At 55.4% G+C, this 21,065-nt stretch carries 20 protein-coding genes and 1 tRNA gene; 6 read left to right on the forward strand and 15 right to left on the reverse strand.

Features of this window, described 5'->3' with window-relative positions:
- Window positions 1-280 precede the first annotated feature (280 nt).
- The 3 genes from SELSP_RS11750 to SELSP_RS12195 all read left to right on the forward strand — a co-directional run bounded on the left by SELSP_RS11750 (window position 281) and on the right by SELSP_RS12195 (window position 3,457).
- On the forward strand, window positions 281-2,020 hold the full coding sequence (locus SELSP_RS11750) for a tetratricopeptide repeat protein (protein WP_049781165.1): 1,740 nt from the start codon (window positions 281-283) through the stop codon (window positions 2,018-2,020).
- 56 nt (window positions 2,021-2,076) lie between these two features.
- A complete protein-coding gene (locus SELSP_RS09810) occupies window positions 2,077-3,009 on the forward strand; it encodes a PRC-barrel domain-containing protein (protein ID WP_006190621.1) in 933 nt (310 codons plus the stop codon).
- 307 nt (window positions 3,010-3,316) lie between these two features.
- Window positions 3,317-3,457 carry a hypothetical protein gene (locus tag SELSP_RS12195; RefSeq protein WP_013740996.1) on the forward strand — a complete coding sequence of 47 codons (141 nt, stop codon included), beginning with the start codon at window positions 3,317-3,319 and terminating at the stop codon, window positions 3,455-3,457.
- Here SELSP_RS12195 and SELSP_RS12020 read toward each other — a convergent pair.
- The 5 genes from SELSP_RS12020 to msrB all read right to left on the reverse strand — a co-directional run bounded on the left by SELSP_RS12020 (window position 3,454) and on the right by msrB (window position 8,112).
- On the reverse strand, window positions 3,454-3,840 hold the full coding sequence (locus SELSP_RS12020; RefSeq protein ID WP_211204954.1) for a thioredoxin family protein: 387 nt from the start codon (window positions 3,838-3,840) through the stop codon (window positions 3,454-3,456). The genes SELSP_RS12195 and SELSP_RS12020 overlap by 4 nt on opposite strands.
- A 209-nt stretch (window positions 3,841-4,049) precedes the next feature.
- Window positions 4,050-5,063: a permease gene (locus SELSP_RS09820; RefSeq protein WP_006190613.1), complete on the reverse strand. Its 1,014-nt coding sequence runs from the start codon at window positions 5,061-5,063 to the stop codon at window positions 4,050-4,052.
- Between the two features lie 81 nt (window positions 5,064-5,144).
- Window positions 5,145-5,462 carry an ArsR/SmtB family transcription factor gene (locus tag SELSP_RS12030; protein ID WP_006190609.1) on the reverse strand — a complete coding sequence of 106 codons (318 nt, stop codon included), beginning with the start codon at window positions 5,460-5,462 and terminating at the stop codon, window positions 5,145-5,147.
- A gap of 564 nt (window positions 5,463-6,026) precedes the next feature.
- Window positions 6,027-6,836 (reverse strand): PD-(D/E)XK nuclease family transposase, encoded by an 810-nt coding sequence (locus tag SELSP_RS09825; protein WP_006190606.1) that lies wholly within the window; start codon window positions 6,834-6,836, stop codon window positions 6,027-6,029.
- A 160-nt stretch (window positions 6,837-6,996) separates the two neighbouring features.
- Window positions 6,997-8,112 (reverse strand): peptide-methionine (R)-S-oxide reductase MsrB, encoded by a 1,116-nt coding sequence (gene msrB, locus SELSP_RS09830; RefSeq protein ID WP_006190603.1) that lies wholly within the window; start codon window positions 8,110-8,112, stop codon window positions 6,997-6,999.
- A gap of 255 nt (window positions 8,113-8,367) precedes the next feature.
- On the opposite strand from msrB, the gene SELSP_RS09835 reads away from it, so the two are divergent.
- The 3 genes from SELSP_RS09835 to SELSP_RS09845 all read left to right on the forward strand — a co-directional run bounded on the left by SELSP_RS09835 (window position 8,368) and on the right by SELSP_RS09845 (window position 10,536).
- Window positions 8,368-9,690, forward strand: a complete 1,323-nt coding sequence (locus SELSP_RS09835) for a TrkH family potassium uptake protein (RefSeq protein ID WP_006190600.1) — start codon at window positions 8,368-8,370, stop codon at window positions 9,688-9,690.
- Window positions 9,691-9,700: 10 nt separating this feature from the next.
- The gene (locus SELSP_RS09840) at window positions 9,701-10,354 is read left to right on the forward strand and encodes a potassium channel family protein (protein ID WP_006190596.1); all 654 of its coding nucleotides are present in this window, start codon (window positions 9,701-9,703) and stop codon (window positions 10,352-10,354) included.
- A 105-nt stretch (window positions 10,355-10,459) separates the two neighbouring features.
- Window positions 10,460-10,536 (forward strand) — tRNA-Arg (locus SELSP_RS09845).
- Between the two features lie 65 nt (window positions 10,537-10,601).
- Here SELSP_RS09845 and SELSP_RS09850 read toward each other — a convergent pair.
- From SELSP_RS09850 to SELSP_RS09895, 10 genes are all read right to left on the reverse strand, one after another.
- Window positions 10,602-11,480 (reverse strand): diguanylate cyclase domain-containing protein, encoded by an 879-nt coding sequence (locus SELSP_RS09850; RefSeq protein WP_006190593.1) that lies wholly within the window; start codon window positions 11,478-11,480, stop codon window positions 10,602-10,604.
- Between the two features lie 186 nt (window positions 11,481-11,666).
- On the reverse strand, window positions 11,667-12,095 hold the full coding sequence (gene sufU / locus SELSP_RS09855; RefSeq protein WP_006190591.1) for a Fe-S cluster assembly sulfur transfer protein SufU: 429 nt from the start codon (window positions 12,093-12,095) through the stop codon (window positions 11,667-11,669).
- Window positions 12,092-13,321: a cysteine desulfurase gene (locus tag SELSP_RS09860; RefSeq protein WP_006190589.1), complete on the reverse strand. Its 1,230-nt coding sequence runs from the start codon at window positions 13,319-13,321 to the stop codon at window positions 12,092-12,094. Before SELSP_RS09860 ends, sufU begins: the two co-directional genes overlap by 4 nt.
- Window positions 13,311-14,147: a SufB/SufD family protein gene (locus SELSP_RS09865; RefSeq protein WP_013740999.1), complete on the reverse strand. Its 837-nt coding sequence runs from the start codon at window positions 14,145-14,147 to the stop codon at window positions 13,311-13,313. The genes SELSP_RS09860 and SELSP_RS09865 overlap by 11 nt, the downstream gene beginning before the upstream one ends.
- Window positions 14,148-14,160: 13 nt before the next feature.
- Window positions 14,161-15,567 carry a Fe-S cluster assembly protein SufB gene (sufB, locus tag SELSP_RS09870; RefSeq protein ID WP_006190585.1) on the reverse strand — a complete coding sequence of 469 codons (1,407 nt, stop codon included), beginning with the start codon at window positions 15,565-15,567 and terminating at the stop codon, window positions 14,161-14,163.
- 10 nt (window positions 15,568-15,577) lie between these two features.
- Entirely contained in the window at window positions 15,578-16,333 is a 756-nt protein-coding gene (gene sufC, locus SELSP_RS09875; RefSeq protein ID WP_006190570.1) for a Fe-S cluster assembly ATPase SufC, read from the reverse strand.
- 252 nt (window positions 16,334-16,585) lie between these two features.
- Entirely contained in the window at window positions 16,586-17,257 is a 672-nt protein-coding gene (locus SELSP_RS09880; protein ID WP_006190568.1) for a response regulator, read from the reverse strand.
- Window positions 17,254-18,597: a type II secretion system protein GspD gene (locus SELSP_RS09885; protein ID WP_013741000.1), complete on the reverse strand. Its 1,344-nt coding sequence runs from the start codon at window positions 18,595-18,597 to the stop codon at window positions 17,254-17,256. The genes SELSP_RS09880 and SELSP_RS09885 overlap by 4 nt, the downstream gene beginning before the upstream one ends.
- An 86-nt stretch (window positions 18,598-18,683) precedes the next feature.
- The gene (locus SELSP_RS09890) at window positions 18,684-19,376 is read right to left on the reverse strand and encodes a hypothetical protein (protein ID WP_006190565.1); all 693 of its coding nucleotides are present in this window, start codon (window positions 19,374-19,376) and stop codon (window positions 18,684-18,686) included.
- A 212-nt stretch (window positions 19,377-19,588) separates the two neighbouring features.
- A complete protein-coding gene (locus tag SELSP_RS09895; protein WP_006190562.1) occupies window positions 19,589-21,046 on the reverse strand; it encodes a glucose-6-phosphate isomerase in 1,458 nt (485 codons plus the stop codon).
- Window positions 21,047-21,065: the final 19 nt, after the last annotated feature.

Raw genomic sequence — 21,065 nt, forward strand, 5'->3', positions numbered from 1 at the left:
AAACCTCATATCACCAAAACAGCGCAGCTTCCAACAAGATGCACTGTCCCGTGAATCTTATTCAATGTATAATATTCGCCGTCCGTCCGACATTCCCTTTTTGCAAAGAAAAATTTTATCAAAAGACTTTAACGAAGCAGTTTTTTCAAAAACTGCGGCAGGAATTCAAGGATACACGTCGAAATAGCTAATGTCAGGGGTTCTGCAAGCAGCCCCCAGCCCCTGCGGACGCAAAGACGTCTGCAGGAAAACTTATCGAAACGAAGCGTGGTGATAGGTATTGACGTTTTTCCTGCTTGCTGCTGCCATCATGGCGGCGAGTATCCTCTTTCTTCACCGAATCGCCATTTTCTTTGACTGTCCCATCAAGTACAAACCCTTGATTCTCTGTGCAGTCATGGCCTTCCTCGTGAACTTTGCGACGCTCAACATCTCATCCTTTCTGACGGCAACACATTATGCAATCATCCTCATCTTCGTACTTGCAGCATCCTTGGGCGTCACCTTTTACAACGCCCGCCTGCTGAAGAAGGAACGTCTTACAGCTTCTGCCGATATACGCGGCGAGCCTGAGGCGGAGGAAGCCGGCGAAACCGCTGCCGACGAGACAACAGCTGACGAAGTTGACGCAGTCGAAGAAACCGCCGACGAAGCTGCCAACGAAGACGAGGCGGCTGAGGCGACTGCTGAAGAAACTGTCGACGAGGTCGAGGCGGCTGAGGCAACTGCTGAAGAAGCTGCCGACGAAGTCGAGGCGGCTGAGGCGACTGCCGAAGAAGCTGCCGACGAAGTCGAGGCGGCTGAGGCAACTGCTGAAGAAACTGTCGACGAAGCCGATGAGGCTGAGGCGGCTGCTGAAGAAGCTGCCGACGAAGACGAGGCGGCTGAGGCAACTGCCGAAGAAGCTGCCGACGAAGTCGAGGCGGCTGAGGCAACTGCTGAAGAAGCTGCCGACGAAGTCGAGGCGGCTGAGGCAACTGCCGAAGAAGCTGCCGACGAAGTCGAGGCGGCTGAGGCAACTGCTGAAGAAGCTGCCGACGAAGTCGATGAGGCTGAGGCAACTGCCGAAGAAGCTGCCGACGAAGTCGAGGCGGCTGAGGCAACTGCCGAAGAAGCTGCCGACGAAGTCGAGGCGGCTGAGGCAACTGCTGAAGAAGCTGCCGACGAAGTCGAGGCGGCTGAGGCAACTGCCGAAGAAGCTGCCGACGAAGGCGAGGCGACTGAGGCGACTGCTGAAGAAACTGTCGACGAGGTCGAGGCGGCTGAGGCAACCGCTGAAGAGGCTGCCGACGAAGCCGATGAGGCTGAGGCGACTGTCGAAGAAGCTGCCGACGAAGTCGAGGCGGCTGAGGCAACTGCCGAAGAAGCTGCCGACGAAGTCGAGGCGGCTGAGGCGACTGCTGAAGAAGCTGCCAGCGAAACCGAGGCAGATGAGGCAACTGCCGAAGAAGCTGCCGACGAAGTCGATGCGGCTGAGACAACTGCTGAAGAAGCTGCGGACGAAGACGCGGCGGCTGAAGCAAATGCAGAAGAAGCCGTCGATGAGGAAGATCTTGACCTTGAACCTGCGGTACTGCCCAGCGAAGAAGAACGCCAGCGTGCCAAGGACGAGCTCAAGGAACTCACCGAAGCCGTCAGCCGCCTCCATTCGATGGACGATTACCTCGACTATGCAGACAAGGAGTCGCGGGAGCATCGCCCCCGTCGTGCCGTCTTCGCCTACAAGCAGGCACTCGGCCTCTACTGGAACGATGATTACGCACCATTCATCGCCATCAACCTTGGCAATACTTACAAGGAAATGGGCGATTATGAAGCTGCAAGCGAAACCTATGAGGCAGCGCTCGCGCTTCCTGCAACGCAAAAAAGCGTTGCCATGCAGCAGGAATTCCACCGAAGCGTCGGCTACCTGCGCACCGTCCAACATATCTTGGCAAGCCACGGAATCGCCCATACGCCCTTTGCGCAAATACCGCCTGAAGTCTCTGCGGAGATCGAAAGCGCCGCTCAAGAGGCATGAGGCGACAACTCCGACATAGAGAAAGAAAAACCTATCACACACAGGGGGAAATATCTATGAAGACAAGTGCAGAAATCTTAGGATTGCCCGTGATCAGCATCACCGAGGGCCGTGAGCTCGGCATGAGCAAGACCCTGCTCATCGACGCCAAGAACGGCGCCGTCGCCGCCATCACGATCGAGGACGACGACTGGTATCGCGGCGTCAAGCTCATTCCGTTTGAAAGCGTCATCGCCGTCGGCGCCGACGCCATCACGATCACGAACAGCGAGAACATCCTGACGCTTGAGGATGCCGTTGACTTCGAGAACCTGCTCGACGAAAACGTGCGCATCATCGGCACGAAGGCGATCACAAAGGCAGGTACTATCCAAGGTTCTGTCAGCGAAATCTACATCGGTGACGACGGCAAGGTCGTGCAGTGTGAGATTTCCGACCCGCAGGGAAATTTCCTCGACAACATCTCCGCCGAGCAGATTTCCATCTTCGGCAAGCAGGTCACGGTCATCGACAGCGGCAGCGTAGCAGCGACTGCAGCTCCTGCCATGCCCGCAGCCGAAACTCCTGCTGCTCCCGCCTTTGAAGCTGCCCCGACATTCGCCGAGCCGCCCGTCGCTGAGCCGGTCGCCGAGGCCGCTCCCGAGCCTGTGCCCGAGACGCCTGCAGTTCCTGACATGCCCGCGGCAGAGCCGGTGGAAGAGCCAGCGCCGGAATCCGTCGTTGAACCCGCTGCCGAGACGCCCGCCGAAGTCCCCGCACCAGAGCCGGCAGCTGCGCCTGAAGCCGCGGAAGACCCTGCGGAAAAGGCAGCCGCCAAGGCGACCGAGGACAGGCATCGCCGCTTCCTGCTCAACAAGAAGGCATCGCGCCGCATCACGACCGACACAGGCGTCGTCATCGTCGAAGCCGGCGGCGACATCACCGAAGAGGTTCTCCAGAAAGCGAAGCTCGCCAACAAAATCATCGAGCTTTCGATGAACGTGCAGTAAGAAGGAAAAGAAAATCCCCCGCGACGGCAAAATGCCGCTTCGGGGGATTTCTTGTTTACCATGAAGCCCCAAGAGGTCAAGTCGTAGGCGCAGACCGATTGGTTAGGCTTCTGTAAGGCGTGAGGACATATGTACAGCGTGCCTCTCTGATGACACCATCGCAGGAAACGGACACAAAAGCAACTGTGCCGCTTCGCGTGACGGCTGAACATATGTCCTGAAAGTTTACGCTGTAATGGCATCGTACTATAATTATGGAAGCACAAACAAATTCAGCGATTCCACAAAGAGCAAAGGAGATGATACTATGGCAACCGTATCCGCACAAATCCGACTCGATCCCGAAGTCGAGGCGCGCTCCATGGCGCACCAGCAAAGACAGACGGGGCTGTCAACGGTGGGCGCAGTCCATTCACTCGCCGTTGACCGGCTCGGCTGGATTTGCTAAATCAATTTTTTCAAAAGTGTTTCTACTTCTTTTGATTTCAACACCTTTCCCATAGAAGCAACCTGCTCATTTACAACAAGAGCTGGCATACTCATTACTCCATACTGCATGATTTTTTCCATGGCTGTAACATATTCAATCTCAATAGCAAGTCCCATTGAATGAACCGCTTCCTGAGTTGCTTCTAACAGTGCACGACAGCTTTTGCAACCAGAACCTAAAACCTTAATACAGCAAATTCCGTCCACTGTTTCTCCGCAACACTCTTTTTCCAGCTTGATTTCTGTTGCCTCGCTTGTCGGGCAGCCGGCATTACAAGCACACGCAGGCGTTTTTTCTTCTTTGTTTTTTCTGTTAAATAATGACATAATGAATACCTCCATTTATTTTTCGCTTTCAAAGCGTTTTTTCAAAACCTCATAATGATTTCGATTGCTTTTATCCCCACCATTATCCGGGAACAAGCAATAAGGCAAACTATCCGTTGTACGGTGCTTTATGACGCAAGCACAACACCTTCCATGATTTTGGCACGATATTTTAGGACAAATACATTCTTTTACATTTTCGCAGTGTATTTTTCTACCTCATTTCAAATTAGCATTGGCTGAACGGCGTTAAAGAGATAGCCAACCAGTATAATTCCAACCGTACAGATTGCGATAAAAATCCATAAAAGTTTAGGTTTTACAGCTTTACGAAGCATAATCATTGAAGGCAGGGACAAAGTGGTAACGCCCATCATAAAAGATAAAACAACGCCCAACAATGCTCCCTTTGCCAGTAGTGCTTCTGCAATCGGAATTGTTCCAAAAATATCTGCATACATGGGTACTCCGGCAATAGTTGCGATAATTACACCAAATGGGTTATTAGCTCCGAGTATCTTAACAATGATTTCTTCCGGTATCCAGTTATGAATAATAGCCCCGATACCTACACCGATCAAGACATAAGGTGCAACCTTTTTCGCAGTGGATACATCCTGTTCCCATGCAAAATGAAGTCTATCCTTAAAGTGCAATTCTTCCTGCGGAATATCAACAGATTTTCCATTTTTAATGTATTCCTCTACTTCATTTTCAAGGTGTAATTTTTCGATTAAACTCCCTCCTGCAACAGCAATTATAAGTCCGAGCAGAACATACACGATTGCCACTTTCCAGCCAAATATGCTCATAAGGAGTACAAGAGAACCGAGGTCTACCATAGGAGAAGAAATTAAAAAAGAAAACGTAACACCCAGCGGCAGCCCGGCACTGGTAAAACCGATAAATATTGGAATGGACGAACAAGAACAAAACGGCGTAACTGTTCCCAAAAGGGCAGCTATCATATTTGCCCCTATTCCTCGAAATCTCCCTAATATCTTTTTGGTTCTCTCCGGCGGGAAATAACTTTGAATATACGAAATTATCAAAATTAAAACGCCCAGCAATAGCATAATTTTTATGGTGTCGTAGATGAAAAACTGAACGCTTCCCCCTAACCGAGTTTCAGTAGATAGACCACACGCTTCTAACAGATTGCCTATCAGTTGGTTTAGCCATTTCATACCGAGGATTTCATTCTGAAAGAAATCCCAAACACTTTTTAGTGCCTGCATATCCTAACCTCTCTTTCTTATAAATCAAGAATTTTCGATTTGATATTCCTAAAAAAAGCCGTTGCCATATTGGAACGGCTTTTAGGTGTTTGAACACTTATTACAACTCATATTTGTTTCGTCAATAGCAATCGTATCTTTCAATAAAGCCAGTACCTTTTCACTGCCTTGCTTGCTGATTTGGTAATGTGTCCATTTACCGTCCTCACGACCTGTCACAATACCTGCTTCACATAGAATTTTCATGTGATAGGAAAGCGAAGATTGAGGCATATTCACTTCATCGGTTAAAGTGCAAGTACACTTTTCTCCATTCTGCAAAAGTTCTAAAATGCGTAATCTACGCGCATCACTTAAAGCTTTAAAGATTTTTGCTCTTTCCTCATAAATAGTTGCCATGCTCTCACCTCAAATCCAAACTTCTTGATTTAAATATATGCTTCAAATCGAAAAAAGTCAATATGAAATTATAGTTTTTCTAAATTTTAATAAACAGATACGGAATAATAGGGGCTGCTGTCTGCAAAATTCTTGTGTGTTACTTTGCCGCACATGAGCATTATAGCACGGGATGTCACTATGGATTTTGTTTTTGTTTAGCTGTTCAACTTCATTTTACAATTAACCCTCAGATAAAAGCATCATTCTTAATAGAATATGAAAACCGAAGAATTTCGCACACCGGATATCTCTGGCAAATTTTCCCTCGGGTGAAGTTTTGAATAAGGCAACATGTCTCAAAGTGAGACACAGCAGGTTTTCATCTTATACGCAGGTCGTTCCTGCCCAACATTCAACCTCTTCCTGCATCAACGGTACAGAGGAACCCCCTCTCCATAAATGTCGTTTTCATGTTTCCAGAAGGTCGGAATTTTTAGCAACAAAAACCCGAGAGATTCCACACACTGAATGCAACCAGTGGCCTTCTCTCGGGCAAAATGTTGAGGAACAAGCGATCTTCTCTTATGCTCCTGTTGACCCTGCCAATCGTTCAACTTCTTCCTGGGGCAACTGTGTTGCTTCAGCAATCTGGGAAAGTGTGAGTTTCCCCAAAGCAATTAAAGCCGTCGCCGTTCGACGAGCCGATTCCATACGCCCCTCTTCCAATTTCTTCTCTCCGAATTTCTCCATCAATTCGCACATGGTATCTACCCCCTCTGCTTCTGCCTTAAAATAGTCGGCTCTTTCAGCCAGCTCCTTATAATTCATCTTGTTTGGATTCTCGCAGAAAAAATCCTGCATCAATCGCCCGAGCGGCGTATCATCATGATTCGCACCATTGACGTAGAGGATATGCGCCCCCTCATCAAACGGTCGCTGAAGCTCCTCTATGATTCGATCCACATGGTAAAGCGGACAACCCGCTCCATAGATGTCGTTTTCTGTAATGAAGATCACCCATGTCTCTGGAAGTTCAGAGAACTCCGCTCCTTTTGCCAGTTCCCGCGAATCCATCATGCTGCTGTTGTAGCGTGCCCGACGCGGAGCGGCACCCTCGTTGGCACGCTGTACCTCGCAGTCATAGAGCTTTCCCTCGCTGTCCTCCGCCAAAACATCAAAACGCACGCCGCGACCATAGAGATTATTCGCACTCTGCTGCGTGACGACATGCTTGACAACGAGATCGTCGCGGTCAAAGAAGATACGCAGCAGGAGCTGCATTCCCTCGACATAGTTGTCAAAACATACGTTGAAAAACGTATCGTCGATCAAGCGGAATTTTTGAATCAGCATATCATATTCCGCAGGAATGTCCTTCTTGATTATCCTCACCGCGCCTATAGCTTCCTCACCTTATTCTACTATCATAGTATGCACTATGCCAAAGATTGTCAAGGCTGAAAAGAACCGTGCGCCGCCGGGCGCACATCCAAAAAGAGCCGGGCGAAGATGAAATCCATCTTCGCCCGGCTCTTCCTTTTTCCACAGCCTCTCACTCATCGAGCAGCGGCAGATACGCACCGTAGCCCTGTGCTTCCATCTCTTCTTTCGGCACGAAGCGCAAAGAAGCGCTGTTGATGCAGTAGCGGATGCCTCCCAACGCCTTGGGGCCGTCCTCAAAGACGTGCCCGAGGTGAGCGCCGCTCTTGGCTGCCGTGACCTCCGTTCGCACCATGCCGTGCGACGTATCCTCGTGCTCCGCGATGAGCGAGGCATCGATCGGACGCGAGAAAGCCGGCCAGCCGCAGCCGGAATCGTACTTGTGCGTCGAGACGAAGAGCGGCTCCCCCGTCGTTACATCGCAATAGATTCCCGCGCGAAACTCATGATCGTATTCATTCTGAAACGGCGCTTCCGTCGCCTTCTCCTGCGTCACCTTGTACTGCATCGCCGTCAGGCGCTCCTTGAGTTCCTCGTCCGACGGCCTCGCATAAGACTTCTCCTTCTGCCCTTCCTTCGCCGCTTCGCTCTTCTCGCGCATGTCGGACATCAAAGAAAGCGGGATATGGCAGTAGCCGTCCGGATGCTTTTCGAGATACTTCTGATGCTCCTCTTCCGCGCGGTAAAAGTTCACGATAGGCCCCGTCTCTATGGCGACAGGCTTTTTCAACCTCTCCTCCAGGCGACGCAGCGAATCGCCGATTACAGCGACTTCCCCGTGCGCCCTGCCGCTCTTTGCCACATAGTAGATGCCCGAACGATACTGTTCGCCGACATCGTTTCCCTGGCGGTTCTTCGCCGTCGGATCGATGGACTCGTAAAACAGTTCCAACAGCTCTTCGAGCGACAGAACCTTCGGATCATAGACAACATGCACGGCTTCGGCATGGCCGCTGCCCGAGCACACCTCGCGATACGACGGACGCGCCGTGCGCCCGTTCGCGTAGCCGCTCTCCGCCGATATGACGCCGGGCGCAAGGCTCAAGTAATGCTCCGTGCCCCAGAAGCAGCCGCCCGCGAGGTAAATCTCCGCCTCGCCGTCTCGCGGCGCGTTCTTCTGCACGATTTCCTCAGGCATCTCAGCCATCGATGCGGGCGCCGCCCCGCAGCCGCCCAGACAAAATGCAAGCCCCAAGGCGCAGATGATGCGTAAGGATGGAATTTTCATAGGTACCTCCCTCTAGGTCATGAAATGCACTTTCTTTTCTCCACTATACCACAGAAAACGAAAGATATGATAATAAGAGAATAAAAATTATTTAAGAATAATCCTGCTCTCTTGTGCCTCCGTATCTTTCCTTGCATAAACAAGAAAAGGAGCGTACAATAGGGACGTGCTTTTCAAAAACGCAGGCAAACACATGCGCGAAGACAGGCAGCTGAATTTATCCGGGATTCCTTTATTATAGAGCGAGGCTGTCTTATGAACATCATCGGTCTCTTGCGAAGGCTGTCGCCTTTCCGCATCATCATCTTGAGTTTCCTCGTCCTGATCCTCTGCGGCACAGGACTTCTGATGCTGCCTTGGGCAACGGCAAACGGCGAAGGCGCCTCCCTTTCGGACGCGCTCTTCACCGCCGTTTCCGCCAGCTGCGTGACAGGACTCACCGCCGTGGACACCGCTTCCTACTGGACGCTTTTCGGTCAGCTCGTCATCCTCGCCATGATTCAAGTCGGCGGCTTCGGCGTCATCACAGTCGCCGTTTCTCTCGCCGCTCTTTCCGGACAGCGCATCGGACTCATGCAGCGCAGTCTTTCCAAGGAAGCTGTCTCAGCGCCGCAGCTCGGCGGCATCGTGCCGCTCCTCTACTTCATTCTGCGCTTGACTTTCTTCATCGAATTTCTCGGCGCGCTCTTCCTCGCCCCTTCTTTTTGCCAAAAAGTCGGCCTCGTGCGCGGCATTTACTTCGCCGTCTTTCACTCCATCTCATCCTTCTGCAATGCGGGCTTCGACCTCTTCGGCAATTCCTTGATGGACTTCGCTGCCGACCCCGTCGTAAACATCACGGTCATGCTCCTCATCATCGCCGGCGGCCTCGGCTTCACCACCTGGGCGGACATACGTCTGAACCGCAGAAATTTTCGCGCCTACAGCCTGCAAAGCAAGATCGCCCTCACGATGACGGCAGTCCTCATCCTTGTTCCTGCGCTTTTCTTCTTTTTCTTCGAGCTTGATCCCGGCGTTTCCACGGGCGAACACTTCCTGATCTCCCTCTTTCAATCCGTCACAACCCGCACTGCCGGCTACAATACGATCGACATCAAAGACTTCAGCGAGACGGGACGCGCCGCTCTCATCGTCCTGATGCTCATCGGCGGCTCTCCCGGCTCCACGGCGGGCGGCATCAAGACGACGACGGCTTTCACCTTGTTCGCCATCATGATCGCCACCTTTCAGCTCAAAGAGAATCCGACCTGCTTCTCTCGTCGTCTTTCGCCCGAAACCCAGCGTCACGCCGTCACCATCCTCATGATGTATCTACTGCTTTTTGCCTCTGGCAGCGTGCTGCTCAACCTCATCGACGACATTCGCTTGATTGACAGCGCTTTTGAGACGGCTTCCGCGTTGGGGACCGTCGGTCTTTCCATCGGCGTCACCGAGGATCTTGGCCCGCTTTCCAAATGCGTCATGATGATTTTAATGTTCTTCGGACGCATCGGCGGCCTCACGGTCATCTTTGCGGCACACGCGCGCGGCCGGCACGAATCCGGACGCCGCCCGGAGGAACGAATCACCATCGGATAGGAGGAACATCATGAAATCCATCCTGCTCATCGGTCTCGGCCGCTTCGGCCGCCACATTGCCGAAAAGCTGCACGACATGCAGCATGCGGTCCTCGCCGTCGACCACGACGAAGACCGTGTAAATCGCATACTGCCGCTCGTGACGAATGCGCTCATCGCCGACAGCACCAATGCAGACTTTCTGCAGTCTCTCGACATCCCCAGCTTCGATGTCTGCATCGTCGCCATCGGCGATGACTTTCAGAGCTCCCTCGAAACGACCTCGCTCCTCAAGGAGTTCGGCGCTCGCTATGTCGTAGCACGCGCTTCGCGTGACATTCATGAGAAATTTCTGCTGCGAAACGGCGCGGACGAAACCGTCTACCCCGAGCGCCAACTCGCCCTTTGGACGGCCATCCGCTGCGGTTCCAACCACATCCTCGACTACTTCCCGCTCAGCGACGAATACGCCATCTATGAAGTGCCCGTGCCCAGAGCGTGGGCGGGAAAAAGCATCGGCGAGCTCGACGTCCGCCGCCGTCATCACTTGAACATCCTCGGCATAAAAGCAGCCGACCGTATCGACCTCAATATCTCCGCCCAAACCATCCTAGCCGCCAATGCCGCCGTCCTTGTCGCAGGCAGACAGGAAGACGTCGACCACGCACTTCGGAAAAATGATTGACTGCTCCGCACAGAAAAACCATGCCGAACATCTCGCCCCGTTCCTTTGCCGCGCTTTTAGCGCTTGCATATTCGCGCTTCTTCTGCTAGAATATACACGTTGCCTGCGGTCGTAGCTCAGCTGGATAGAGCATCTGCCTCCTAAGCAGGGGGTCGCGCGTTCGAATCGCGCCGATCGCACCATGAAAATGAAGCCTGCACCTCTTCGGAGGGCAGGCTTTTTTGCTGTATATTTATCTGCCGCACACTCAGAGAAGCGGCGCCTTTTCCCTCGCAGCGTCGAGAAGGTCGCGGCAGCGTATGCCTTCCTCCGGCGAATAGGCGAGCGTGATGCGGCACTTCATGCCGTACTTTCCGTATTCCGCATTTCCCGGACGGAAAATTGCTTCGATGCCCTTGGCGTTCAGTTCCAAAAGCGGCTTGCTCGTCACATCGCGCACAAAGACGGCGAACGCGCCATCGCCAAGATGCGCGAGCACATCGCCCGAGCGGAACTTGCTGCCGATGGAGTTGCAGAGCCGCACGAGAAGCGTCTCCGCGCCGCGCTTCCCCAGACGCTTTTCCAAATCCCCATAGCGCTCCAAGCGCACGAGGATGAGTGCATGGACGTCCTTCTTGCCTTCGCCCGCCAAGAAACAATCGGCTTCCTTAAGCAAGCCGCTCTCGTTGGCAACGCCCGTGACGGGATCGAGTTCGGAACGGAAGCGTCCGCCCTCCTTCGCCGCATCATGCAGGCGATCCGTGCGCCACATGACGCCGCGCACGGTGCTCAAGTGTCCACATTCATCATTCTCCCGCTCGATGACGAACTTGTACCACGAGTACTTGCCCGTCGGAGGATTTCCCATGTCAAGCAGAAAACTGTCGCGTTCCGTATTCTGACCCGAAAAGAAGGCGATCATCTGCTCAAGGAAATCCGGGTGTACCATCAACCGCCGCTCGGCATTCATCGTGCGGCGAAAGCCCTCGATCTCACGCACCTGCATACCGCCGCGCACCAAGCGAAAGGACATCGTATCCGTCTTCAGTTCGTAGCTGAACAAGATAGCGCCGAGCTTTTGCAAGAGAAGCTTGACGCATTGATTTTGATAGTGTGTTTCGGGAATATCCGCCTTATACTGCCACATTGCCTATACCCCCTCTTGGCAATCCCTTACTAACCAAAGCAAGGCTTTCCGAAAAACATATCATGGGATATGAACCCACTTCACTACTTATTTCGTTATTTTCACGCCTTTTATTAAACGATTTCTTCTTGATTGTGATGAAAAAGCCGCCCCCGACATCAAAATGATGCAGGAGCGGCTTCTTCCTTATTCCTTTTTAAGCGCCGTATCAAGCGTGTGCCACGAAAGCACAGCGCACTTGACGCGTGCGGGCATGTGCGAGACGCCTTCAAGCGCGGCAGCCTCGTCGAGTTCTTCTAGTTCTTCCTCCGAGAGCTTTCTGCCCTTGATCATCGAGATGAAGAGATCGGTGAGATGGTGCGCTTCTTCAACGCTCTTGCCCTTGACGAGGTCGATCATCATTGAGGTAGAAGCCTGCGAGATGGCACAGCCGACGCCCGTGAAGGCAGCGTCCTTGATCTTGCCCGCCTCGACGATGAGCTCCAACGTGATCTCGTCGCCGCACGAGGGATTGTGCCCGCGCTCCTTGATGGTCGCGCCCGCAAGTTCATGCTTGTTTTCCGTCGAGCGGCTGTGCTCGGCGATCAGCTCCGTATAGATGTCCGTAAGGCTCATAGATGCATCACCTTCCTGACCTCTTTCAAGGCTTCGAGCCAGCGGTCGACATCCGCCTTCGTGTTGTAGAGGTAGAAGCTCGCGCGGCATGTGGCATTCTGCCCCAGATACTTCATCAGCGGCTGGGCGCAGTGGTGGCCGGCACGCACGGCGACGCCGAAGGAGTCAAGGATCGTCGCAACGTCGTGCGGATGGACGTCCTTGACGTTGAACGTGATGATGCCCGTCTTCAAGGCAGGGTCGGCGTCGCAGCCGTAAAGCTCGACGAAGGGGATCTCGCGCAATTTGGGCAGCGCGTAGTTCACAAGTTCCTGCTCGATGCGGCGCACGGTGTCGAAGCCCGTCTTTTCGAGGTATTCGATAGCGGCGCGAAGGCCTGCCGCGCCGCCGACGTTCTGCGTACCCGCCTCGAACTTCTGCGGCAGCTCGGCGAACGTCGTCTCCTGCTCCGTGACGTACTCGATCATGTCGCCGCCGCGCAAAAATGGCGGCATGGCGTCGAGCAAGGCCTCCTTGCCGTAGAGCACGCCGATGCCCATGGGCGAAAGCAGCTTGTGTCCCGAAAAGGCGAAGAAGTCGCAGTCCATATCCTGCACATCGACCGCCATGTGCGCCGCGCTCTGCGAGCCGTCAACGAGGATCACGGCGCCGTTTTCGTGCGCGACGGCGGCAATCTCACGAACCGGGTTGATGAGGCCGAGGACGTTCGAGACTTCCGTGACGGCGACGATCTTCGTCTTCTTCGTGATCTTCTTCTTCGCTTCCTTTACGGAGAGCCTGCCGTCCTTTTCGAGGTACATGTACTTCAAGACAGCGCCCTTCGCCTGGGCGACCATCTGCCACGGCACGAGATTCGAGTGATGCTCGGCGATGGAGATGACGATCTCGTCGCCCGCCTCGACATTCGCGAGACCGTAGCTGTAGGCGACGAGGTTCAGCGCCTCCGTCGCGTTCTTCGTAAAGATGATCTCCTGCGGCAGGCGCGCGTGGATGAAGGAGCGTGTCGCGGCGCGCGTGTACTCGTAGATGTCCGTCGCCTTGACGGAAAGCGCGTACGCGCCCCGATGCGGGTTCGCGTTGCAGCCGCCATAGTAGCCGCAGATCGCCTGAATGACCTCGTTCGGCTTCTGCGTCGTCGCACCGTTGTCGAGGTAGACGAGCGGCTGGTTGTTCATCTTGTGCGTAAGCAAGGGAAAATCCTTGCGAATGTCTTCCTCAGTCCGCATCTTCGATCCTCCCTTCGATGGAAGCGGCAATCTCCTCCTTGAGCGCTTCGTCCGAAATGCGCGCGAGCACGGGGAAGAGGTCGGCCTCGACGACGAGACGCCGCGCCTCGGCGAGATCGAGTCCGCGGCTCATCAGATAGAAGAGCTTCGTCTCGTCCATCTTGCCGATGCTCACGGCATGATGTCCGTCGACGTCGCCCTCACCTGAGAGCATCAGCGGCACAGAGCGGTTGCGCACGCCGGGAGAGAGGATGATGACGTCCTCGTTCTCACGCCCGACGGAGCCGGCTGAGCCTGCGATGAAGTCGAGCGTGCCGCGAAACACCTTCTGCGCCTCGTCCATCAACGCGCCCTTGACCTGCATATTTGCGTCGGTGTGCGCGCCCCTCTGGCGCACGAGATAGTTGAAGTCGAACTTGCGCTTCTTGTCAGCGAAGTAAAAGGCCGCGATATCCGCTGCGGCGTCCTTTCCCGCAAGCTCGACGGAAAGCTTCGACACGAGCTCGTTCGCGCCGATCTCGATGATCGTATAGGAAAATGCGCCGCCCTCTTCGACGCGCACCTTGACGTCGTCGGCATGATTTTCCCCCTCGGGCACGAGCTGCACCTTGACGAGGGAAAGAGTGCCGCCCGCCTCAACATGCGCCTCGATCTCGGCATGGCCGCCCTCCCGATAGATCTGGACGGCTTCCTTCTTCTCGCCCGCCTTCACATGGATCTTCTGCACTTCGGCGGCATCGAGTCCATCGGGCAGAGCTGCGCCGTTGACGCCGAGCCAGCGCCATGTGCGCATGGGAATGGAGCTGAAAAGTTCTTGATTCTGCATATTCTTCCCCTCCTTATCCCATCGTGCCTTCAAGCTCGATATTGACGAGATTGTTCATCTCAACGGCATATTCCAAAGGCAGTTCCTTCGCAATCGGCTCGACGAAACCGCGCACGATCATCGCGCGCGCCTCCTCCTCGTCGATGCCCCGGCTCGTCAGATAGTAGACCGCCTCGTCGCTGATGCGGCCGATCTTCGCCTCGTGCCCGATGTCCGCCTCATCGCCCTCGATGTCCATGGCAGGAAGCGTGTCGGAGCGAGAGATGCTGTCGAGCATCAAGGATTCGCAGTTGACCGAGCACTTCGTGAAAGGTGCGTTCTTCGCTACCTTCACAGCGCTTCGGTAGATCGCCTTGCCGCCCGCCTTCGAAATCGAGCGCGTGTTGATCGTCGCCGATGTGTGCGGCGCCGTGTGGATGACCGTCGCGCCCGTGTCGAGCGTCTGCCCTTTCGACGCGAAGGTCACGCCCGTGAACTCGCAACGTGCGCGCTCACCGTGCAGAATGCTGCACGGGTAGAGCATGGAGACGTGCGAGCCGAAAGATCCGGAGACCCACTCGATCAGGCCGTCCTTCTCGACGAGGGCGCGTTTCGTATTGAGGTTCATCATGTTGCGCGACCAGTTCTCGATCGTCGAGTAGCGAAGCCGCGCCCCTTCCTTGACAAACAGCTCGACGCAGCCTGCATGGAGGTTCGTCACATTGTATTTCGGCGCCGAGCATCCCTCGATGAAGTGCAGGTTCGCGCCCTTTTCCACGATGATCAGCGTGTGTTCGAACTGCCCCGCGCCCGGCGCGTTGAGTCGAAAATACGACTGCAGCGGGATCTCCACGTCGACGCCCTCGGGCACATAGACGAAGGAGCCGCCCGACCAGACGGCGCCGTGCAGCGCCGCGAACTTGTGATCCTTCGGCGGCACGAGCTTCATGAAGTATTTCTTGACCAAGTCCTCGTGCTCGACGAGCGCTGTTTCCATATCGGTGTAGACGACGCCCTGCTTCACGAGACTGTCCTGTATGCTGTGGTAGACGACTTCCGAATCGTACTGTGCGCCGACGCCCGCGAGCGACGTCTTCTCCGCCTCAGGAATGCCGAGGCGGTCGAACGTGTCCTTGATGTCCTCGGGAACTTCCTTCCAGTTTCCCGTCATCTTCGCATCGGGGCGCACGTAGGTGACGATCTCGTTCATATCAAGCTCCGAGAGGTCAGGCCCCCACGAGGGAAGCGCCATCTTGTTGTACGTCTCCAGCGATTTCAGACGAAACTCAAGCATCCAGTCGGGATCGTGCTTCTGCTTCGCGATGTCGCGGATGATGTCCTCCGTCAGCCCCTGCTGCGCCTTGTAGACGGGGACGTCGTGGTTCTTGATGTCGTAGAGCGTGCGCTCGATGTCCTCCACAAAGGTTTTCTTCTTTGCCATCTCGCCCACCTCACTTTGCCGCAGCGTCGTCAAGGATGTGCGTGAAGCCGCGGCGATTCACCTCGTCGATGAGTTCGGGGCCGCCCTCTTCGACGATCGTGCCGCCGATGATGACATGCACGCGGTCGACCTTGAGCTTTTCCAGAATCTTCGAGTTGTGCGTGATGATGAGGCAGCTGTTGTCCGCCGTATGATACTTCTCGATGCCCGAGGAAACGATCTGCACGGCGTCGACGTCGAGTCCCGAATCCGTCTCATCGAGCAGCGCGAGCTTCGGCGCGAGCATCAAAAGCTGCAGGATCTCGTTACGCTTCTTCTCGCCGCCCGAAAAGCCCACGTTCATGTAGCGCTCGGCGTACGAAGGATCGATCTTCAGCTCTTCCATCGTCTTTTTGAGTTCCTTCTTGAAAGCCATGATCTTGACCTTCTCGCCCGTCACCGCCTGCTTCGCCGTCCGAAGCATGTTCTCGACCGTGATGCCCGGAATCTCCTCGGGCGTCTGGAACGAGAGGAAGAGACCCTCCCGCGCGCGCTCGAACGTCTTCTTCTCTAAGAGGCTCCTGCCCTCGAAAGAAATATCGCCCGCCGTCACCTCGTACTTCGGATGACCCATGATGACGTTCATGAGCGTCGACTTGCCTGAGCCGTTCGGCCCTAGGATCACATGCACCTCGCCCTTGTTGATCGTCAGGCTGAGGTTCTTCAATATCGCTTTTCCCTCCACGCCTGCGGAGAGATTCTTGATGTTCAGCAATGCATCCGACATGATGATGCTCCTTTCTTCCGCACGGAATTTTTTGGCAATTCGCCGCCGTGCAACGCATTATGTTCAATCGCTCGCGCCTTCGGCTTGAGCTCTTGGGGTTTCATGGTAAACTACTCGGGATTTATTTCCTTTCATTTTAGGTGGTTTTATCGTAAATGTCAATCCCATAAAGCAAAAGTCCTTGTAGATAATAATTATCATAAAAAGGCCGATGCATACGCTCCGTATGCATCGGCCGAAAATGCCTGCTGCTCATTCCAGCGTCATGATCTTGTGCTTCAAGACATAGATCAGAGCCTGCGTGCGGTCGTTGACGTTGAGTTTTCTAAAGATATTCGTCAGATGATTCTTGACCGTCTTCTCGCTGACGAAGAGCGCCTGCGCGATGTCCTGGTTGCTGAAGCCCTTGGCAATGCACGACAAGACGTCCATCTCACGCGAGGTCAGGCGTTCGGAGCGGCTCTCGCGCCACATCGTGCGCGCCTTCTCGTTGATGTTCTCGTCCTCGGAAACGCCGCCGAAGAGACGCTCGGCGAGCGACGGATAGACGAAAGCGTTGCCCTCGTTGACGACGTGGATCGCCTTGATGAGCATCGAAGGTTCGACATCCTTGAGGAGATACCCGAGAACGCCGTTCTTCAAGAGTTCGAGTACGTAGTTGTCGCTGTCGTGAATCGTCAGCACGATGATCTTGGTTCTGGACTTCGCCGCCTGAAGCTGGCACGCTACCTCAAGACCCGACAGCCCCGGCATATTGAGGTCGAGGAGCAGCACGTCGGGCTGCAGGACGAGGGTTCTGGCAAGCGTCTCCTGCCCATCCTCCGCCTCGCCGATGACCTCCAGGTCGTCCTCGAAATTCAGCACGCGTTTGACCCCCTGCCGAAGCAGCGCATGGTCGTCTGCGATCAAGATCTTGATTGTCATTGCCAAACATCCTTTCCTTTCCGCTCTGATTCTGCCGTTCCTTCGGCAGGCGGAGAAGTATCGCGCAAGATGTGCGCGGTCAAAAATATCATGATTTCCGAATCAGTCTTCGTGCGGCGCACGCTTTTGAAGAATGTGCCAAGTATGGGGATGTCACCCAAAAGCGGCACCTTTGCAAAGACGCGCGATTCCTCGCTGCCGATGAGGCCGCCAATGACCATGGTCTCGCCGTCTTTTAAGCGCACGGTCGTATCGGCCGAGCGCTCCTGGAACTTGTACGCCTTGAGCGCATCGACGTAGACGGGGGAACTGACCTCCGTATGAACCCGCGCCGTGATCTCGCCGTTTTCATGGATACGCGGCGTATAGCGCAGGATGATGCCCGCCTTCTTATACGTTATTGAGGTCGTCACCGTAGAATTCGTCGTCTGCGTCTCGGGCACGGGCACGGAACCGCCGATGTTGATCACAGCTTCCCTGCCCTGCAGTGTCGTGATATTGGGACGTGCCAAGACATTTGCCTTGCCGTCCGTGATGAGTGCCGCAATCTTTGCCCGATAGTAGAACTCGTATGGCTTGCCTTCGGGCGTTCTGCCGAAGCGGATGACGCCCGGCACCTCGCCGTCGATGCCCCGTCTGCTGCCTTCCGCGCCGCTCTTCGACGTGCCGTGCGGATCGATGGGCAGCGGCGACCAGTCCCAGTCCACGCCGAGCTCCTTCGCCGCATTCTTCTCCAAGGCGACGACACGCGCCTCCAAGGATACCTGCTCGGTAGGCACATCGAGTGAATGCAGCACGGCCTCAGCGCGTGCCTTCTCCTCTTCTGTTCCATAGAAAAGCAGGGCATTTGTCGCACGGTCAATCAAAAGCCGCTCTCCCGTTCGGTAAAGCCCCTGCTCGCTTATATCTTCCTTCCCATTTTTCTTATTCTCGTCTATCGCGGAAATTCCTGCTTCTCCCAAAGATAATTTTACGGCAGCGAATGCCGTATCAAGATCCGCATGGTGAACGGGCAAGACGTGCATGCGGTAAAAAGGCGCCGCCTCCTTCGCCGCACGCACGAGAAGGACTTTTCCCTCATGCTGCACCGCCAGCCCCTTCGCCCTGCTGATGAGCATCAGAGCTTCTTCCGGCTCGACATCCTTGAGGCTCAAGCTGATGCGTCCTTTCACAGAATCGTCAAGTATGAGGTCGAGTCCCGAAAGCCGTGCGATGGACGTCAGAAGCGCCGTCACATCCGCATCGACAACTTCAAGCGTCAAGGGAGAGGCCGCTGCCGGTAAAGCGCCGGCAAACCATGCGGCAAGGAAAAATGCACCGACTCTCGGCGAGATGCCCATATCGAACTCCCTCCTTGGAGCACAAACCATTCTCTCCCAACGCATCCCTGATGACGCTATCTGTCCCCGAACTGCATCGAGCAGATTCAGCCGGGCAGGTTCAGTGTGTACGATCTGCCGCCGACCACGACGACAGCACTTTTGTCCGAAAGCGACTGCAGCAGCACGCCCTCTTTTTCCTCGCCCTCGGAGAGGAAAAAGTCATGCCCGCCAACCGAGAGCAGCAGCACGGTTCCGACATTGCTCGTCACCGTGCCGCGCACCTGTGGCACGGCGGCACCGGCGGCCTTTCCCGCTGCGACGCCGGCAGCCTTCTCATCTTGGCGCCCGCCTGCGCTCGGATCGCTGCCGCTCTTGTCCGCCGCACGGTTCAGCGCGGCAACACATCGTTCGTCACCGCCGCCGACGGCAGCCATCGCTGCAACCGTCGCCTGCTCCTCACCATGCAGCAGCGCGAACGGATCGGCCAGCGCCTTTCCATTCCGCGCCTCCTTCGCTCCTGCCGCCTCTTCGTGCAGCGGCGTCTGAGACACTGCTGCCGAGGGCGATGCGACGAACACGCCTGCCTCCGGCTCCGTCCCTTCAACGAAGAACCACGTGCCCACGGCGACAAGAAGAGCCGCGAGAAGAATCGGTCGCCGCCCTTGCAGCCTGACATCCTCACCAGTGCCGACAAGGCGTTCGCGCAAGGCGGTAAACCAACCGTCCGCCAAAACTTCACGCACGCCCGCATTCTCCTTCATCTCTTCGCCTGATTTTCTCTCATCCCTTTCCAGCATTCTCCATCACCTCCTTTCAAGGAATAAAACAGCCCCGCTTCCTCCTTGCCAGAATCCGCAGAGCTGTTGAACTCGCCTCTTGCGAGTATACGACGGAAACACCGATCCGTCGATGCTCCCTATGTCTTGCGGAAGCTCTCTGCAAGAAGATCCTAGCAGAGCTTCCGTCCGTTATCTTCCTTTATGTTCCTTTCCTTTGCGGCACGCCCCAGCTACTTTTTCGCCGCCTTGAGCGCTTCGAGCTTCGGCCCCATGATGCGCTTGTACGACTCGACGCCGGGCTGATTGAACGCGTCGACATCGGCAAACTCGCCCTCGTAGGCGATGCTCAGCGCCAAGAGATAGAGCAGCTCGCCCAGATGGAAGGCATTGAGTTCAGGCAGCGAGAACAATGCGTTGAAACGCGCATTCGACGCGAGCGCATCGGCGTTCGACTGACGCGCGACCTCAAGCGCCTCGCCCATCGTCAGGCCCGAGATGTCCGCGAGTTTCTTGACATCGGGAAATTCGTTCGGAATCACGAGATCGTCCGCCCACTTTTCCAAGCGGATGAACTGCACGACCTTGTTGCGCTTTCCCTCCTGATGCTGCTGCGTCTGCGCATGCATGTCCGTCGTGCCGACGGCGACGACGGGCGTCCTGCCATAGCAGACTTCATTGCCCTCGCGATCGACCTCCTTGCCCAAAGACTCCGCCAAGAGTTGGATGTACCACTCGGAAACCGACTTCATGTAGTCGCCGTAGGGCATCATGACCTCGATGTCGCGCCCGTACTTCTCGGAAGCGATGAACTTCAAGACCGCATTGAGCATCGCCGGATTCTGCCAGACGTCATCCGTTCGGCACGCCTCGTCCATCGCACGAGCGCCCGCGAGAAACGATTCGATGTCGAAGCCGACGCAGGCTGCGAGCGACAGCCCGACCTCGGAGAAGATCGAGAAGCGTCCGCCCACGCCGTCGGGCACGGCAAACGTCTGCCAGCCCTTGTCCTGCGCGAGCTTCTTGAGGAGCGTCGGCTGGGTCTCATTCGGATCGGTCACGGCGACGACTTCGACCTCGATATCCGCATCATCTTGCAGCGCCTTGTAGACTACCATGAAGTTCGACATCGTGTCAAGCGTGCCGCCCGACTTCGAGATCACGAGGAGCATCACGCGAAGCGCACGCTTCTTATGGCTTCTGGCAATCTTCGCCTGATTTTTGAGCGAACGGATGAGGTCGCCCGTCGCGCGCGGGTCGATATTGTTGCCGCTGAAATAGACTTTGGGGAAGCCGCCGCGCTCTTCATCCGTCCTCTCGTTCCAGTATGCACCGCACTCGACATCGAAGAGCACCTTGTTGCCGAGGAACGAACCGCCGATGCCGAGCGAAACGACGGCATCCGTATGATCTTTCACATGCGCCGTCAGTTCTTTCAGACGCGCGAGCGAGGCGGGCGAGTTCAAATGACCATCGGCGACATACGGCAGCTCGGAGAAAAGCACCTTCTCCGGCGTGCCGTCCTTCGACAGATGACCGCGAATCACGCCCGTCGAGCGCATGACCTTCATCGCCTCATGCGCCTTCTTCAAGTCGTCCGCCATCGCCTCGACATCGGCCTTCGTCACTTTCCCTTCGCCATAGAGATTATCGTAGTCAAAAAGGAATCCCGACTTCAACTTCAACCCCATCAAGCATCAACCCCCATGC

The organism is Selenomonas sputigena ATCC 35185, assembly GCF_000208405.1.
In the GTDB taxonomy this organism is placed as follows: domain Bacteria; phylum Bacillota; class Negativicutes; order Selenomonadales; family Selenomonadaceae; genus Selenomonas; species Selenomonas sputigena.